The 15562-nt window shown below is 73.8% G+C and carries 16 protein-coding genes; 9 read left to right on the top strand and 7 right to left on the bottom strand.

Annotated elements, in window-relative coordinates:
• Nucleotides 1-4 precede the first annotated feature (4 nt).
• The 4 genes from BM314_RS09620 to bcsN are packed head-to-tail and all read left to right on the top strand — an operon-like array spanning nucleotide 5 to nucleotide 6727.
• Nucleotides 5-2596 (top strand): cellulose biosynthesis cyclic di-GMP-binding regulatory protein BcsB, encoded by a 2592-nt coding sequence (locus BM314_RS09620; protein WP_091978097.1) that lies wholly within the window; start codon nucleotides 5-7, stop codon nucleotides 2594-2596.
• The gene (locus BM314_RS09615; protein WP_082557707.1) at nucleotides 2593-3747 is read left to right on the top strand and encodes a family 8 glycosyl hydrolase; all 1155 of its coding nucleotides are present in this window, start codon (nucleotides 2593-2595) and stop codon (nucleotides 3745-3747) included. The genes BM314_RS09620 and BM314_RS09615 overlap by 4 nt, the downstream gene beginning before the upstream one ends.
• On the top strand, nucleotides 3732-5741 hold the full coding sequence (locus tag BM314_RS09610; RefSeq protein WP_091977986.1) for a hypothetical protein: 2010 nt from the start codon (nucleotides 3732-3734) through the stop codon (nucleotides 5739-5741). Before BM314_RS09615 ends, BM314_RS09610 begins: the two co-directional genes overlap by 16 nt.
• The gene (gene bcsN / locus BM314_RS09605) at nucleotides 5738-6727 is read left to right on the top strand and encodes a cellulose biosynthesis protein BcsN (RefSeq protein ID WP_091977985.1); all 990 of its coding nucleotides are present in this window, start codon (nucleotides 5738-5740) and stop codon (nucleotides 6725-6727) included. Before BM314_RS09610 ends, bcsN begins: the two co-directional genes overlap by 4 nt.
• A gap of 35 nt (nucleotides 6728-6762) precedes the next feature.
• Here the strand turns inward: bcsN and BM314_RS09600 are convergent, their stop codons facing one another.
• The 5 genes from BM314_RS09600 to BM314_RS09580 all read right to left on the bottom strand — a co-directional run bounded on the left by BM314_RS09600 (nucleotide 6763) and on the right by BM314_RS09580 (nucleotide 11057).
• Entirely contained in the window at nucleotides 6763-7104 is a 342-nt protein-coding gene (locus tag BM314_RS09600; protein ID WP_244539901.1) for a hypothetical protein, read from the bottom strand.
• A gap of 41 nt (nucleotides 7105-7145) precedes the next feature.
• Entirely contained in the window at nucleotides 7146-8657 is a 1512-nt protein-coding gene (locus BM314_RS09595; RefSeq protein ID WP_091977984.1) for a DUF2336 domain-containing protein, read from the bottom strand.
• Nucleotides 8654-9763, bottom strand: coding sequence for a lytic transglycosylase (locus tag BM314_RS09590; protein ID WP_091977983.1), 1110 nt, complete (start codon nucleotides 9761-9763; stop codon nucleotides 8654-8656). The genes BM314_RS09595 and BM314_RS09590 overlap by 4 nt, the downstream gene beginning before the upstream one ends.
• 89 nt (nucleotides 9764-9852) lie before the next feature.
• The gene (locus tag BM314_RS09585; RefSeq protein WP_020091635.1) at nucleotides 9853-10482 is read right to left on the bottom strand and encodes a flavin reductase family protein; all 630 of its coding nucleotides are present in this window, start codon (nucleotides 10480-10482) and stop codon (nucleotides 9853-9855) included.
• Nucleotides 10483-10493: 11 nt separating this feature from the next.
• Nucleotides 10494-11057, bottom strand: a complete 564-nt coding sequence (locus BM314_RS09580) for a nitroreductase family protein (RefSeq protein WP_091977982.1) — start codon at nucleotides 11055-11057, stop codon at nucleotides 10494-10496.
• Nucleotides 11058-11210: 153 nt separating this feature from the next.
• Between BM314_RS09580 and BM314_RS09575 the strand changes: the two genes are divergently transcribed.
• Entirely contained in the window at nucleotides 11211-12128 is a 918-nt protein-coding gene (locus BM314_RS09575) for a hypothetical protein (protein WP_026604700.1), read from the top strand.
• Between the two features lie 30 nt (nucleotides 12129-12158).
• Here BM314_RS09575 and BM314_RS09570 read toward each other — a convergent pair whose 3' ends face one another.
• The gene (locus tag BM314_RS09570; RefSeq protein WP_091977981.1) at nucleotides 12159-13046 is read right to left on the bottom strand and encodes a DMT family transporter; all 888 of its coding nucleotides are present in this window, start codon (nucleotides 13044-13046) and stop codon (nucleotides 12159-12161) included.
• A 279-nt stretch (nucleotides 13047-13325) separates the two neighbouring features.
• Here BM314_RS09570 and BM314_RS09565 point away from each other — a divergent pair, with 279 nt between their 5' ends.
• Entirely contained in the window at nucleotides 13326-13724 is a 399-nt protein-coding gene (locus BM314_RS09565; RefSeq protein WP_020091631.1) for a PRC-barrel domain-containing protein, read from the top strand.
• A 51-nt stretch (nucleotides 13725-13775) separates the two neighbouring features.
• On the opposite strand, the gene BM314_RS09560 is transcribed toward BM314_RS09565, so the two are convergent.
• Entirely contained in the window at nucleotides 13776-14018 is a 243-nt protein-coding gene (locus BM314_RS09560; RefSeq protein ID WP_020091630.1) for a hypothetical protein, read from the bottom strand.
• Nucleotides 14019-14299: 281 nt separating this feature from the next.
• Between BM314_RS09560 and BM314_RS09555 the strand changes: the two genes are divergently transcribed.
• The 3 genes from BM314_RS09555 (at nucleotide 14300) to BM314_RS09545 (ending at nucleotide 15488) form a co-directional block, all read left to right on the top strand.
• A complete protein-coding gene (locus tag BM314_RS09555) occupies nucleotides 14300-14794 on the top strand; it encodes an HD domain-containing protein (RefSeq protein ID WP_091977980.1) in 495 nt (164 codons plus the stop codon).
• A 109-nt stretch (nucleotides 14795-14903) separates the two neighbouring features.
• Complete coding sequence (locus tag BM314_RS09550) at nucleotides 14904-15110, top strand: hypothetical protein (RefSeq protein ID WP_020091628.1); 207 nt, start codon at nucleotides 14904-14906, stop codon at nucleotides 15108-15110.
• A 120-nt stretch (nucleotides 15111-15230) separates the two neighbouring features.
• Nucleotides 15231-15488, top strand: a complete 258-nt coding sequence (locus tag BM314_RS09545) for a hypothetical protein (protein ID WP_020091627.1) — start codon at nucleotides 15231-15233, stop codon at nucleotides 15486-15488.
• Nucleotides 15489-15562: the final 74 nt, after the last annotated feature.

Here is a 15562-nt window from a genome sequence, read left to right as displayed (position 1 = left end):
GGCGATGGGTGCTCGGCTCCGCCTCCCCGTGCTGGGACTGCTGCTCGGTCTCGCGAGCGTTCCTGCCCTGGCCCAGAGCTTCCTGGGCTCGGGGCCGGCGGAACGGCTGACGGTCCCGCCGAGCGGCAACGCCCTGCGCGCGCCGTCCGAGGACGGGTCGGGCCCCGCGCGCCGGCCGGACGCGTCGGCGACGGAGACGCGGCCGACCGCGCGCCCGTACGAGCCGCCCCGGACCGCCGCGCCTCAGACGGTGCCGCGCGCGGCGATCCAGGCGACCATCGCGCCGGCGCGCCGGCTTCCGTCCGGCCCGCGCGGCTTCCGCCTGACCGGGGAAGAGGATTCTCTGCGCTACCCCGTCTACCTCACCGAGGCGCAGACGCGGGGACCGGCACGGCTGCGCCTCTCCTACCTGTCGGCGATCTCGGTGGCGCCGGAGAGTTCCGAACTCGCTGCCTTCGTCAACGGGACGAAGGTCGGCTGGACCCGCATCCAGGCGCCCGGTGCCGTGAAGGTGGTGGAGTTCGCCATCGGCGACGGCGTGCTGAAGCCCGGCTACAACGCCGTCACCTTCACCGCCAGCCAGCGCCATCGCGTCGACTGCTCGGTCGGGGCGACCTACGAATTGTGGACGCAGATCGATCCGTCGCGATCCGGCCTCGTGGTCCCGCCGGCGACCGACATGGACGTCCGGTCTCTCGCCGCCGCGGAGCCGGACGAGAGCGGCGCCCTGCCGATCCAGGTCATCCTGAACGAGCGCCCGAACCTCGCTCGCCTGGAGCGCATGATCGAGGCAGTGCAGGCCCTCGCCCTCGTGGGACGGGTCGCCCGTCCGACGGTGACCTTCGGCCCTCCACTGCAGGGCCGAAACGGCATCAACCTCGTCGTCGGTACAGCCTCCGAGATCGCCGGCATCGAAGGCGTTCCCGAACTCGGGCCGATCAGCGGGCCCCGCCTCGCCATCCTGCCGGCGCGGCCGAACACACCGCCGACCCTGGTCGTCACCGGGGCCCGCGACGAGGACGTCCGTCAGGCCATCACCAACCTCGCCGTCCCACCCGACAACGGGACGCCGGGCGGGCTCAAGGCGGTCCAGCTGTTCCGCGGCTACATGGTGCACGGCGGCGAGAATCTGACGCTCGACCGCCTCGGCGTGACGTCCCGCGAGTTCTCGGGGCGCCTGCTCCATGTCGGCTTCGCCCTCCGCTTTCCCGGGGATTTCGTCCCGGCCGATTACGGCAAGGTGATGCTCCACCTGGCCGGGGCCTACGTGGCCGGGCTCTCCTCGGAGGCCCGCATCGTCATCGACATCAACGGGCGCAACGCGGCCAGCGTCCCGCTGCCCGACGGGCGCGGCGAGGTGTTCGACGACAGCGCGATCCCCCTGCCCTTCAGCCTCTGGCGCCCGGGGGTGAACCACGTCGAGATCTCGGCGCAGTTGCCGAACGCCGCCGACCAGGTCTGTGACACCCTCAGCCCGGCGGCCAAGCAGGCGCGCTTCCTGTTCCTCGACCGCTCGCGGATCGAGATCCCGCATTTCGCCCGGGCGGCGCGCAGCCCCGACCTCGCGGCGATCAAGGGGGGCGCCGTACCGTTCGTCGTCCCGGGGCAGCGCGCGCGCCTCGTGCTGCCGACGCCCGACCGCGACAGCGCCGACGCGGCCGCGACCCTCGCCGCCCGACTGGCGATGGCGGCCGAGCGCGTCATCGATTTCGAGGTCGTCACCCAGCAGCAGGTCGTGTCCGACACGAGCCAGCTCGTGGTCGCGCCCGCCCGCGCCCTCGACCCGGCGCTCCTGGAATCGGTCGGTTTCGATCCGCAGCAGGTCCAGCGGGTCTGGGAAGGCCGCGCCGACATGGTCGCCACCCCGGGCCAGTTCGGTCCCGAGGGCGTGCTCACCCTCGATCGGCTGCGCCGCAACCTCCCGATGCGTTGCGCCCTGCCGACCCTGATCCCGCAGGTGCGCCCGGCGCAGCCCGCCCCGGCCCAGCAGGCGCCGCCGTCCCAGGGCGAGACGAGCGCCGGGCCCTCCCCGGCCACGGCCCCGGCCCCCTCGCCGGGCTCCGCGTCGGACCGTGAACTCATCGACCGCTGGGAGGCGTCGACACGCGGCTCGCGCCAGATCTGGGCGGCCCTGGACAGCGTCTGGAACGAGATCACCGGCACGGTGCGCTCCCTGCGCCAGACGATCACGGCGCAGGTGAAGCCGGACGAGACGGTCGAGGTTCCGGCCACGGCCTCGCTGCTCATCGCCGAGGGACCCCCGGTCCAGGCGAGCAACACCGTGATCGTGACCGCGCCGAACGCGTCGCTGCTGAAGGCGTCCGTCTCCTGCCTCGTCGACCCGGTGGTCTGGGCGAGGCTCGGCGGCAGCGCCGCCTTCCTCGACGCGTCGAACGGCACGCTGGTGACGTCCCGGCCCGAGCGGATCGAGATCGTCGAGACGCAGCCGCGATCTCTGCCGAACCTGCGCCTCGTGTCCGCGGCTTGGCTGTCGATCAACACGGAATACTACGTGGGCATGACCCTCGCGATGGCTCTCTGCCTCGGCCTGGCCACCACGAGCCTCGTGCGCAACGTCGGCAGGAAGAATCCATGAGCCGCCGCGCCCGCACCCCCCTCGCCGCAGCTTTCCTCGCCGCGGCGATCCTGCCCGCGGCGGCCGCCTCGCCCCAGGACGAGCCCGCCGTGCCTCCGAGTACCGCGCAGCCGGGCACGCAGCCCGCGCAGGCGCCCCGGACCGCGATTCAGGGGCTCGCCGGCAAGCTCGGCAACGACGCCGCGTGGCGGGCCTACCGCGCGCGGTTCATCACCGACCAGGGGCGCGTGGTCGACACCGCGAACGGTCAGATCAGCCACAGCGAGGGCCAGGGCTACGGCATGCTGCTCGCCGTGGCGGCCGGTGATCGGGTCAGCTTCGAGCGGATCTGGGGCTGGACCCGGGCCAATTTGATGGTCCGCGGCGACGAGTTGCTGGCGTGGCGCTGGTCACCCGACAAGCGTCCGGCGGTGAGCGACATGAACAACGCCACCGACGGCGACATCCTGATCGCCTGGGCGCTCACCGAGGCGGCCGAGGCCTGGAACGAGCCGAGCTACCGGACCGCCGCGCGCCGGATCGCCATCGAGTTCGGGCGCAAGACCATCCTGTTCCGGGACTCGCACGGGGCGCTGCTGCTCCCCGCGGTCTCGGGCTTCTCGGCCCGGGAGCGCCCGGACGGTCCGCTGATCAACCTCTCCTACTGGATCTTCCCCGCCTTCCCACGCCTCGCCCTCGTCGCGCCGGAATACGACTGGGCGGCCCTGACGCGCAGCGGCCTCGCCCTGCTGCGGCAGTCGCGCTTCGGTCCGAGCAACCTGCCCACCGAGTGGATCTCCGCCAAGGAGGCGCCTCGTCCCGCAAATGGCTTCCCGCCGCTGTTCTCCTACAACGCCATCCGGATCCCGCTCTACCTCGTCTGGGCGGGGCTGGTGCGGCCCGACGACCTCGCGCCGTTCCAGGCCCTGTGGTCGGGCGCCGATCGGGAACGGCTGCCGATCGTCGACACCGGCGACGGGCGGAAGGTCGAGTGGCTCACCGAGGCCGGCTACATGGGGCTCCCGGCCCTGGTGGCCTGCGCCCTCGACGGGACGCCCTTCCCCGAGGATGCGCGCGGCGACATCGGCAACCAGAACTACTACCCGGCCACTCTGAGCCTCCTCGCCCTGACCGCGGCCCGCATGCGTTACCCGTCATGCCTGAAGTCCTGACCGGTCGTCCGCCGGCATGTCTCCGACCGGCCGCGCCCTGCCTCCTGATGCTGGCGCTGTCCACCGCGCCGGCCGCCGCGCAGGTCGACGCGCGATCCGGTCCCGCGCCGCAGTCTCCCGCCGCGCCGACACGGTCCGAGCCCCGCATCGTCTACGGCGACGGCCCGCGCGCGCCGGCGATCCTGGCCGACCCGGCCACGTCGCGCACGACCGACATGGTCGACGAGAGCGCGCTGCGCTACTACGCGGCCCAGAAGCAGACGGCTCGGATGAAGGCCGAGATCGCCCGCCTGAAGCGGCTCTATCCCGGCTGGAACGAGCCGCCGGACCTCAACGCGCTGCAGCCGAGCCCGCCCGAAGAGGCGCCCCTTTGGGACCTCTTCACCGCGGGGCGGTTCGACGACCTGCGCGCGGCGATCGTCGCGCGCAGGTCGATCGACCCCGCGTGGCAGCCCTCCGAGGAGCTCGCGCGCAAGCTCCGCCGGGCCGAGTTCCGGTCCCGGATCACGGCGCTCACCGGCAAGGACGCCGACGCGATCATCGACCTATACCGCGCCGATTCCGGCGCCCTCGATCCGCTCGACGTCCAGAGCATCTGGATGGTCGCCGACGCCCTGGGCGATACCGGCTCGGGCGACGAGGCCTTCGAGCTCTACAAGTCGATCCTCGACGGCAACGCCGATTCCGGCGTGCGCCTCGCGACCATCCAGAAGGCGATGGCGCATCTGCGCATGGCGCAGGCGGAGCGCCTGATCGAGATGGGGCATCGGGGCGCGAACGGGGCGTCGGAATTCGACGCGATCCGCCTGGACATCACCCGTGCCCGGATCGCGGCCTTCCTGCACGAGGAGAGCGCCGAGACCCCGACCCCCGCCGATCTCGCGGCCTTCCAGGCCGTCGCCCGCAAGAGCGGCGATCCCACCCAGACGAGCCTCCTCGGCTGGTACGCCTACAAGCGCCGCCAGTTCCGGGAGGCGCTCGAATGGTTCAAGCAGGCGATCGCCCGGGGCGGCGACGCGATGGTCGCCCACGGGCTCGCCCTGACCCTGCGCCAGCTCGACATGGCGCGCGAGGCCGAGGAAGTCGCCTACGCGTGGCGCGACAAGTTCGTGGGCAACGAGCTGCTCTACATCGACATCCTGGAGCAGAAGCTGACGCTGCCCCGCCCGCCCGCGATCGAGCCCGCGCGCATCGCCCGCTACGCCCAGGTCGTGACGGCCTCCACCTCGGGCGAAGGCGCCCAGGGGCTGGCGTGGTACGCCTACAATTCCTGCCAGTTCGACACGGCGCTGGAGTGGTTCCAGCGGGCAGTCGCCTGGATGCCGAGCGAGGGGACCGTCTTCGGCTACGCCCTCACGCTGCAGCGCCTGAAGCGGCAGCGTCCGTACCTCGAGGTCGTGAACCGCTACGACGGCCTCTTCGCGAAGGTGGTCGACCTGCTGTTCCGCGAGAATGCCGGCGGGTCGCCGCTGCCCTGCGACCCCGTGCCCGCCGCCACCGGGCCCGCACCCGGGCGGCACGCCGCGCCCGCGGCGCGGGTCGAGACGCCGCCGATCAACCGGGTGCCGCGGCCGGACCTGCCGCCGGCCGGCGCGGACGCCAAGCCCCTCGCCGTGCAGCGCAACGAGTTCCCCCTGGCGGTCTCCATGGAGAACGCGCTCCGCTACCCGCCGCCGGGGCTCGTGCGGGTCCTGGCCGAGCCCGTTCCCGCGGGGACCTACGCCCGCGAGCCCGCGACCCCGGTGCCGCCCCTGGTGGCCCGGCGCGTGCCCGGCGCGGGCCCGATGCCCTACGAGCGGTTCGGCTACGCCCTGCTCCCGGACTATCGCGGCGTCGACAAGCCCGAATTCCTGTCGCCGCCCGCCGCCGGCACCCTGTGGCAGGACCAGCAGGCCGAGCGCGGGCGACCCGAGAATTCCGAGGCGAAGCGGTTCCAGCTGCCCGCGCGCTCGGCCTACGACACCTCCGCCACGACCGAGCGGACCACCCCGTGAGGCGCGCCGCGATCCGTACGGCCCGGCTCTGCGCCCTGGCGTGTCTCCTTCTGCCCGCCGTCGCGCGGGCGCAGACGGTCCCGGTCCTGACCCTGCCCGGCGCCGGGACGCTGACCGCGGTGATCGAGACGCGCGAGCGCGACGGGTTCGATCAGCGGCTGCGCTATGCCGGCGGCGACGGTCGCAACCACGCCGAGATCGCCCTGCGCCGGGAGACCGCCGACCTGCTCCTCGCCTTCCCGCCGCGGCTGGCCAAGCCCAGCGAGTTCGGGATCGCGGGGGAGATCGCCGTCCGGTTTCCCGGGCAGGCGATGACGGTGCGGCCGCCGCTGCGGAACGCCTACGGCCCGGTGGGCATCGCGCTCGGCGCCGACTGCCTCTACGCGTGGCAGTGGATCGAGAGCGGACGCGGCGCCGCGTCCGCCGGCGGGCAGCCGCCCGCTCTGTTCCAGGCGGAGCCGCTCGCGCGCCGCGCGATCTCCCTGCGGATCCGGCTGTGCCGCACGGCCGAGGCCAGCCTCGGCGACCTCGTGCGGGCGGTGGAGGGCCTCAGGATCGCCCTGCCCGGCACCCGCCCCCCGCCGGTTGTCGCGCGCGTCCCGCCGCGTCGGGTCGCGCCGCGGGCCGCCATCCGCCGCCCGAGCCGGCCGGCCGCGGCCGAGGCACGCCGAGACGAGGTTCCGCCGGTGCGGACGCCGGCCGCGTCACCGCCGCAGGTGCCCGCGGCGTCGCCCGTCGCGCCACCCGCGGCGCCGCCGGTCGCGCCGCCGGCACCGTCCCCGAGCGCCGGGGCGCCGGATCAGAAGCGCTACATCGTGCCGCCGACCCCCCAGACCCCCGCACCGGTGCTGCCGGAGCCGGGCGGCCAGCGCTACATCACCGAGGGGAGCGGCAGCGGGATCGCACCGAAGCCGGCGCCGGGGCAGGCCCCCGGCGAGACCTTCTTCCGCGACCTGCCGCCGGAGGCCTATCGGCCGCCGAACTGAGTTCAAGTCCGGGCGCCCGCCTCGGATCTGAGCCGTCAGAGCACGAAACGCCCGAGCTCGTTCGCCGGGAAGGTTCGGAAGCGCCGGTATCCGCCCTGGACGGCCTGGGCGAGGGACGCGACGCCCGCGAGATCGCCCGCCTCGGCCCTGCGGGAATCCGCTTCGGTCAGGACGAGGCCCACCGTGATCGAGACCGCGCTGATCGCGACCGGCACGGCGAGAACGTGTCGGCCGGTCAGCCCGTCGGAGGCGACCACGTCGACCGCGTAGAGGCTGAACAGGTAGGCGCGCTCCGCGATCAGCGTCCGCGCCTCCGCCAGGACGTAGCGCGGCTCCTCCCCCGACAGCCGGCGATATCGGGAGATGTCCGGTGCCATCGCTCCCCCGAGCGGCGAGCCTTGGCGGATTCAGGCGGCGATCAGGCGGCGATCCGCTCCGGCTTATCCTCGCTCGCGGCCAGCTCCGGCCCGGCGGGGTCCCGGCTGGCGCGGAAATGATCGAGGATGCTGTCGCCCAGACCGTCGAGCACGAGGTCGGTCGCGGCCTGGACCTCCGGGTCGACCTCCTCGGGCCGGTACCAGGCCAGGATCTGCTCGGGCAGCGCGTCGAGGATCGCGCCCACCGGGTTGACCGGCTCGGCCTCGGCAGGCCCGTCCGCGGCGTCGGCGATCGCCACGACGACCGGGGTCGCCGTATCGGTCTCCTCCGCGAAGGCGGTCCGGCGCTGGCTCTCCAGGGCGGCGCGCCACGCGGCGTCGGCGGCCTCGGCCTCACGGCGGGCGGTCTCGCGCGCCAGCGCCTGGGCGGCGATGGCGCGGGCCACCTCGCGCGCCTCGTCGCGGGCCGCCTCGGCCTCGTAGCGGTTGAGCAGCGTGATGACCGGGTGCATCTCCGGATCCGACAGGTCGCCGCAGGCTCCGATGGCGGATTCGATGAGGCGCCGCGACAGGCCGGTGCCCCGGACCGGGGCCGCCGCGCGGGCGAGTTCCTGCCAGGCGGCGAGCGCCGCCTGCATCGCCGGCAGGAGCGCTTCGGGCAGCCCGGCGCGGTCGTGCAGGTCCGCGAACAGGCGCGGGTCGCGCATGGCCCGGGCGACCCCGGCATGATCCTGCCCCGACAGGTCGGCCAGGGCGGCGAGCGCGAAGTCCGTCCGGCCCGAGAGCACGGCGCGCAGGATCAGGCCCGCGGTCAGCTGCCGGCTTGCGCGCAGATGGGTCACCAGCCGCGTCACGGCGGCCGCGCCGAAGCCCTCGCAAGCCTCGAGCGCGACGCGCTCGCCGGCCTCGCGGCTCATCCGGTCCAAGCGCTCGGCGCCGAGCCAAGCGCGGTCGGTGACGAAGTCGGTGAGCGCCCGCGCCACCGCGATCCCGAGGGCATGGCGCACCTCCGGCGGCAGGTCGGCGCGGGCGAGGAGCGCCTCGCGCAGGGCGGCCTCGTCGCCGCGGCGCTCGATCATGCGCAGCATCCGGCCCGCGGTGATCTTCGCCGTCGGATTGGCCGCGAGTACGACCAGCGTGTCGGTCTCGCCGATCTCCGCCAAGGCGCCCGCGACCGCGTGCGAGAGGTGGTGCCGGGCGGCGATCACCGCGCGGGTGGCCTCGTCACCGAGGGCGGCCGCGTCCACGAGGTCGGCGTCGGTGAGGACCGGCGAGCGGGCGAGCACCGGCCGCGCCACCTCGGGAACGTCGGAGGACAGAGCGACGACCAGCGGGCGCGGCGCCCGCGCCGAGGCCGCGCAGGTCTCGGCGAGCGCCCGGCGCACGAGCGGCGACGGGTCGTCGAGGAGCGCGAGCAGCGCGGTCTTGGCCTCCCAGGCCGCGTCGGCGCCCAGGTCGCCGTAGAGGTAGGTCCGGGCCAGCGTCGCGGTCGCCTCGGCCCGGCGCTCGGCCGAGGCGTCCTGCGTCCAGGCCAGAAAGTCGCGGATGATCATCGACCGCTCCGGGGGGCGAACAGGCTGGTCCTGCTGCCGGACATGGACGCCGCGGCCGCGAGTTCCGCGGGTCGGCGGGGCGGCAGCGGCGGATTGAGGAGGGCGGCGCCCGGCGGCGTCGCCGCCGGTCCGGCCGCTGCGCCCGTGACGGCATCCGTGATGGCACCCGTGACGGCGGGCTCCGCGACGGCGACGCGCGGTGGCGGCTCGGCTTCGGAGCGCGGGAAATAGGTCGGCGCCGCGTGCTGCACCGGCGCGGCGCTGTTGCGCGCCTGCCAGAGACGGGCCGCGGCGTCGGAGGCCGCGCCGCGCTGGTCCGTCTGGAACAGGCTGCGCAGGTCCGAGGTCCCGCCGAACGCGGTCGCCGCGCTGGCGTAGGCCGAGACGGCCTGCGGCGCCGCGGCGCCGTCCTGGCGCAGGCCGGTCAGGTCGGTGGCGGCGGCGCCCTGGGCCGCCGCCGAGAGGCTGGCATAGAGTTCGGCAGCACTCCGCGGCCGGCCGGCGCGGTCGTAGAACAGCGCCCGGTTGGCGCCGGCCGCCTCCGGCAGGTCGAGGGCGGCGGCGCGCTCCGGGAAGGCGCGGGCGGTCGAGATCAGGGCGGCCGCGCCCTTCGCGCCCAGCACGTGGGCCGCGTAGAGATCGCCCGCGGTCGGCTCGCGGCCGAGGGCGCCCGTGAGGGCGTCGGCATTCTGCTGGGTCAGCGCGCCGGCCAGCGTCGCGGAGATCTTGGGATCGCGGCGCAGGTCGAGGATCGCCTGCCGCTGGCCCGCGTCGGGAACCGTGTAGGTGCCGTCCGACTGCCGGGTGATCGCGTCGGCCTGCGCCTGCAGGCCGAGCCGCGGCCCGGCATTCTTCATCACGCCGAGCCAGGTCTGCTCGATGAACTGGAACAGGCCGGTGGCCGAGGAGGTGCCGGCCTTGGCGGCGGGATCGAGGGCGGATTCCCGCCGCGCCGTGGCGAGGAGATAGTCGAAGCCGACGCCGCTCGCCGTCGCCCCGTCGCGGATGGCCTGGACCACCGGCCCGGAGGCTGGCGTGCCCGGCAGCGCCCGCGCCTGGGGCGGCGGGCTCTCCGGTGGGCTCGACGGCGTGGTGAACAGGAACATCCGGGCGGGCACGGTGCTGGAGACCGCCCGAACCTGCGCCCGCTATGGTAAACAAGTCCTCAATCGGCCGCGCGCGACCGGTTCCTGTTTCAGGACCCGGTGAACTCCCCCGCGCCCTTCGGCCGGCGCATCTGGAAGCGCGTGTCGGCGGTGGCGTGGAAGTAGTCGAAGTACCCGCCGCGCATGATCGGGTGCATCGCCGCCGTATCGACCATTCCGTCCGCGACGTATCGCTCGTCGACGTAGATCGACACCACCTGCCCGATCACCAGGAAGTTCTCCGCCTCCCCGCCCGAGAGGGGCACCAGCGGCACGGTCTGGAGCCACCGGCACTCCAGGGCCGCCGGCGAGGCGGCCACGCGCGGCGGCCGCACCTTCTGCGAGGGCGCGGTCTCCAGGTTGGCGAAGGCGAACTCGCTCGTTCCGCGCGGCAGCGGCGCCGAGGAATCGTTCATCCCGTCGCGCAGGTCCCAGGTGGCGAGACTGCAGACGAACTCCCGGCCCTCCTCGGCGAAGGTCATCGCGTCCTTCCGGCCCGAGGAGGAGAACGCGACCATGTTGTCGGCCACGGCGTTGAAGAACGAGTAGGGCGCGAGGTTGAGCGCGCCCGCGCGGTTCATGGCGCTGATCCAGCCGATCGGTCGCGGCGCGACGATGGCCTTCAGCGGGTTGTGCGGGAGGGCGCGCGACTCGCGCGGCAGGTCGAGGTCGTAGTGCACGGCCGGTCCCTTCACAGGTAGGTGACGATCTCGTCGAGGGCCGGCCGCGGCCGGTCGGAGGGCACCTCACGCGCCCGGCCGATATGGACGAAGCCGGCGAGCTTCTCGGTGGGCACGAGGCCGAGGGCGTCGAGCACGCGGCGGTCGTAGGCGAACCACTCGGTCAGCCACGACGTGGCGAAGCCGGCGGCGTTCGCGGCGATCACGAGGTTCATGGTGGCGGCACCGGCGGAGAGCACCTGCTCCCAGTCCGGAATCTTCACGTGCGGACCCGCCCGCGAGACCACCGCGACGACGACCGGCGCGTGGGTCAGGCGGGCGCGTTCCTGCGCGAGCCGCTCGGGCGCCGCGTCGGGATTGTCGGCCGCGAAGGTCGCCGCGATGACCTCGCCCACCTTCGCCCGGGCCTCGCCGGCGATGACGATGAAGCGCCAGGGCGCGAGCTTGCCGTGGTCGGGCACTCGCGAGGCGGCCGTCAGGATGGATTCCAGCTGCGCCCGGTCGGGCCCGGGCTCGTCCAGCAGCGCCGGCGGCACCGAGCGTCGGGTCTTCAGGAGATCGAGGGTGGCGGTCATGCGCTCCGTCCCGGTATCGCGTCCCGACCGGGATGTGGCATGCGCGGGCCGCCGGTGGAAGAGCGGCCTTGCCGCCGCCACGGTCGGGAGTCAGAGGCAGGCCCGGACGATCCGGTGTCGCGACCGGCGAGACGAGCAGAGAAGGGCCGACCGATGCGCATGAGGCTTGCAGCGACCGCGCTGGCGATGCTCGCCGCCGGCCCGCCGGCCGCGCTCGCGCAGCAGGACCCGTTCCAGAACCGGCTCGGCGGCGCCCTGCCCTCGCCGTCGATCACCACCCCGAACCTGCCGCCGTCCCTGCCCCCGGCCGAGCCGGACGCGCAGCTGTCCCTGTCGGCGCTCCTGTCGGGACCGGGCACGGCCCTGCGCCAGGGGCTCGCGTGGCGGATCTACGAGGATCGCGGCGACGGCACGCGGCCGTCGATCGTCGCCCGCTCGACCGAGGCCGAGCCGCATTTCACCCTCGCGCCGGGCGCCTACGTGGCGACCGTGACCTACGGCTTCGCAAGCGCCTCGAAGCGGATCGTGATGGGCGGGCAGCCGACGACCGACACGCTGCGGGTGGCCGCCGGCGCCCTGAAGCTGGCGGGTGCGGTGGGCGATCAGAAGATCCCGCCCGGTCAGGTGATGTTCTCGGTCTTCGTCCCGGTCGGGACCAATTCCGAGGGCCGGCTCGTGCGCGCCGGTATCAAAACCGGCGAGCTGCTGCGGCTGCCGGAGGGCACGTACCACGTCGTCTCGACCTACGGAGAATCGAACGCGATCCAGCGCGCGGACCTGCGCGTCGAGAACGGCAAGGTCACGGAGGCGACACTCAACCACCGCGCCGCGACGGTGACCCTGAAGCTCGTCGCCGCCCCCGGCGCTGAGGCCTTCGCGGGCACCGCCTTCTCGGTCCTGACCCCCGGCGGCGACACGATCCGCGAGGCGATCGGCGCCTTCCCGCAGGTCACGCTGGCGGAGGGCGACTACGTGCTGATCGCCCGCCACGACGGGCAGGTTTACACCCGCGAGTTCAAGGTCGAGAGCGGGCTCGACCGCGACATCGAGGTCGTGGCGAAGTCCGGCTGACGCTCCCGGGCCGACAACTCCGCGCCGTTCTCAGGCGAAGCGCCGCGCCAGCGCCACGCAGGCGGCCACGGCCAGGGCGGCGGCGATCATGGCGGGCTCGATGTGCTCGCCCAGGACCAGCGCGGCCACGCCGAGGCCCAGGAACGGCTGCAGCAGCTGCAGCTGGCCGACCGACGCGATGCCGCCACGCGCCAGGGCGCGGTACCAGAACACGAAGCCGATGAGCATGCTGAATAGCGCGACGTAGCCGAGTCCCGCCCAGGCCGGCAGCGGGATCGCCGCCAGCTCGGCCGGCCGGAGCAGCAGCGCGAGGGGCAGGCTCACGGGCAGCGACAGGACGGTGGCCCAGGCGATCACCTGCCAGCCGCCCAACCGGCGGGCCAGGACGCCGCCCTCGGCGTAGCCGAGCCCGCAGAGCAGGATCGCGGCCAGCATGAAGGCGTCGCCGGGACCCGGCGGACCGTCGAGCCCCCGCGCGGCGAAGCCGACCGTGACCAGCGCGCCGGTGATCGAGAGCAGCCAGAAGATCGGTGACGGCCGCTCGCCGGAGCGCAGCGCGCCGAACAGGGCGGTGGCGAGGGGCAGCAGGCCGACGAAGACGGTGCCGTGCGCGGCGCCGACCGTGCGCAGGGCCAGCGCGGTGAGGAGCGGGAAGCCGACCACGACGCCCGCCGCCACGATGGCGAGCGCCGGGAGATCGGTCCGGCGCGGGCGCGCCTGCCGGAGCGCCAGCAGGGCGGCCGCGCCGGCGAGGCCGGCGAGCGCCGCCCGGGCCGCGCTGAGGAACAGGGCGTCCATGCCGGTCAGCGCGAGGCGCGTCGCGACCAGCGACGCGCTGAAGATCGCGACGCCGATGAGGCCGTCCACCCAGGCGCCGGTCGCCGGTCCGCGCGTCGTCTCGATCACTCCCCCCGCCACGGATGTCCCCTCCCGATACGTGCGGGTCCCGGCATGCCGTGCCGGGGCGCGGTCGGCCAGGAACGGTTGGGGCGCCACCGGGCAATCTGTCCCGATCGATCTTCGATACAGTTGGCCACCCCGTTCACCGCGCCGGAGCCTCGTGAGGGGTGTCGCCGCGCGGGTCGCGCGCCGGCCGAAGGTTCCATGTTCCGCGCATTAACATTTCCGTGCAGTCACGGAACGATGCGTCCGAGGCGGCCATTTCAGACCACCCATACCGGGCTACTGGAGTACACCATGCGCCGCCTCGTCATCGCCGCCTTCGCCGCCGCCGCCCTCGCCGGGCCCGCGCTCGCCGCCAACGAGGCGCCGCAGACGGTCGCGCCCAAATTCGAGACCGTGCCGCAGGACGCGGTGCTCAGCTACAACCTCATCGGCCTCAACGTGACCGACGCGCAGAACAACACGGTCGGCGAGATCAAGGACCTCGTGATCGATCACGGGAAGCTGGCCGGCTACATCGTCTCGGTGGGCGGCTTCCTCGGCCTGGGCGAGCGCTACGTCGCGGTCTCGCCGAGCTCGATCGCGCTCGGCTACGACGCCGACGCGAAGAAGTGGAAGGCCATCATCGGCGCCAGCAAGGACCAGCTGAAGGCGGCGCCGGAGTTCAAGTACGAGGGCAAGTTCAAGCGCTGAGGCGCACCGCCGCGGCCGGGCCCAGCGCCCGGCCGACCCGGCGCCCCGCACTCAGACGGAGGCGTCGAGGGCCTGTCGCGCCAGGCGGGCGACGAGGGCCTCCCGCTTGGCCTGACGCAGCACGATCCGCGCCGCGGCCCGCGCGTTGGACGCGCGCAGCTCGGCCCGCGGGCCGCCGTCGCGCAGGGCGCGCCACGCCAGCGCGCGGAACCAGCGGACGTTGGCCAGCGCCGCCGCCCTGCGGCTCAGCGGCCCGCCGACATCCAGCGGCTTCTCGAGTGTTCCGGACGTCATGGTCTCGATCCTGAAGCGCGACTCGCCGCTTGTCCGATTATGGAACAACAGATGGCGATTCCACGGGAGCTGAGCAATAGTGTTGCCAACGTGAACTTTTGAATCGAGCGCGAAGACTGCGCATCCACGAAATGAGGTAGTCCCGCCCCGGGACGGCACCGGGCGACGGGGCGCCGCGCGGCAGGCGATCCTGCGGGAACGCCGCGGCGGGGACCCGACTTCCCGCAACGGGAAGCCGGTGCGGCGCCGATCCGGGCCGGTCGATCTGGAGAGCAGGTCGCGTGCCGACGATTTTCGATGCCCATACCTTCGCCCTCACGGCGCATGCGGGTCAGCTCGACAAGGGCGGCGAGCCGTGCATGCGGCACCTGGAACGCGTCGCGAACGCCGCCCAGACCCGGGCCGGTCACGCCCGACTCATCGACGGGCTCGACATCGACCCGATGCGAGTCATGCAGGCGGCGCTCCTGCACGATGTGCTGGAGGACACGCCGCGCACGGCGGCGGACCTCCGCGCCGCCGGCTTCGAGGCCGACATCGTCGAGACGGTGACGCTTCTCACGAAGCCGCAGAGTCGGATCGCTTATTCCGAGCGGATCACCACCCTGATCGCGGCCGGCAACCTCGCCGCGCTGCTGATCAAGATGTCCGATACCGAGGACAACCTCTGCCCGACCCGGATCCCGCCCAACGCCGCGTTCCTGCGCGAGCGCTACGCGACGGCGTTCGAGCGCCTGAAGGCGGCGGCGGCGGCGTGCGGGTACACCGGCCGCTGAGCACCAACCCAGGCGGGGAACATTCGCGCGAGCGTCCGGTAGATCCTGCAACGCCCGGGCTGTCTGCCGAGGTTCCGGACCCGGGGATGTGAGTGCCGGAGAAGCGCCGATGACACCGTCGACCCGTTCACCCGCCGCGATCAGCGACGAGGGCCGCCACGCCCGCGACCGCGGCGATCCGATCACCGCCAACCCCTATCCGGCGGATTCGGAATCCTGGGCCACCTGGGATCGCGGCTACCGGATGCCCGACGAGCAGGCGCGCGCCGCCACCCCGGCTGCGGTCCGGGAGGACGCGCCACCGGAAGCATCGTGATCCGGGACCCGTGCCGGCCGGTCGGCGACGCGGTCGGAACAGCGGCGGTGGCGCGGGGTTGCCCGCACGACCGGTCACGGCTCCGCGAGCGCGATTGCCGGACCGAGAGGGAGATCCGCCATGAAGGTCACGAGTCTCGCCATCGCCGCCCTCCTCGCGGCCGCGATTCCCGCCACGGCAGCCGAGAATGCCGGCAGCGCGACCAGCCGGTCGGGCACGGCCAACAGCACCGGCCCGAGCGACGCGGGGTCCGGCTCGACACCCGGCGCCGCCGGGAGCGGCCCGTCGACCGGCTCGATGAGCCGCTCCGGCACGACGAACAGCACCGGCCCGAACGATGCCGGATCCGGCTCCAAGCCGCCGGCCGGCGGCCGCTGACGGGACCGCGTCGCGCAGCGAGCGGCGCGGAGATCCTGTTTGGCGATATCGCCAAACAGGATCTCCGCGCCCTC

It is taken from the genome of Methylobacterium sp. 13MFTsu3.1M2, from assembly GCF_900112625.1.
In the GTDB taxonomy this organism is placed as follows: Bacteria; Pseudomonadota; Alphaproteobacteria; order Rhizobiales; family Beijerinckiaceae; genus Methylobacterium.
This window is presented reverse-complemented; position numbering and strand designations above follow the sequence as displayed.

What these genes read in the sequence shown, in the direction of transcription:
- BM314_RS09595 (WP_091977984.1), bottom strand. Translation starts at nt 8,657, where the DNA reads ATGATCATCCGCGACTTTCTGGCCTGGACGCAGGACGCCTCGGCCGAG.
- BM314_RS09560 (WP_020091630.1), bottom strand. Translation starts at nt 14,018, where the DNA reads ATGACGTCCGGAACACTCGAGAAGCCGCTGGATGTCGGCGGGCCGCTG.
- BM314_RS09550 (WP_020091628.1), top strand. Translation starts at nt 14,904, where the DNA reads ATGACACCGTCGACCCGTTCACCCGCCGCGATCAGCGACGAGGGCCGC.
- BM314_RS09600 (WP_244539901.1), bottom strand. Translation starts at nt 7,104, where the DNA reads ATGGCACCGGACATCTCCCGATATCGCCGGCTGTCGGGGGAGGAGCCG.
- BM314_RS09620 (WP_091978097.1), top strand. Translation starts at nt 5, where the DNA reads ATGGGTGCTCGGCTCCGCCTCCCCGTGCTGGGACTGCTGCTCGGTCTC.
- BM314_RS09590 (WP_091977983.1), bottom strand. Translation starts at nt 9,763, where the DNA reads ATGTTCCTGTTCACCACGCCGTCGAGCCCACCGGAGAGCCCGCCGCCC.
- BM314_RS09575 (WP_026604700.1), top strand. Translation starts at nt 11,211, where the DNA reads ATGCGCATGAGGCTTGCAGCGACCGCGCTGGCGATGCTCGCCGCCGGC.
- BM314_RS09565 (WP_020091631.1), top strand. Translation starts at nt 13,326, where the DNA reads ATGCGCCGCCTCGTCATCGCCGCCTTCGCCGCCGCCGCCCTCGCCGGG.
- BM314_RS09610 (WP_091977986.1), top strand. Translation starts at nt 3,732, where the DNA reads ATGCCTGAAGTCCTGACCGGTCGTCCGCCGGCATGTCTCCGACCGGCC.
- BM314_RS09545 (WP_020091627.1), top strand. Translation starts at nt 15,231, where the DNA reads ATGAAGGTCACGAGTCTCGCCATCGCCGCCCTCCTCGCGGCCGCGATT.
- BM314_RS09580 (WP_091977982.1), bottom strand. Translation starts at nt 11,057, where the DNA reads ATGACCGCCACCCTCGATCTCCTGAAGACCCGACGCTCGGTGCCGCCG.
- BM314_RS09615 (WP_082557707.1), top strand. Translation starts at nt 2,593, where the DNA reads ATGAGCCGCCGCGCCCGCACCCCCCTCGCCGCAGCTTTCCTCGCCGCG.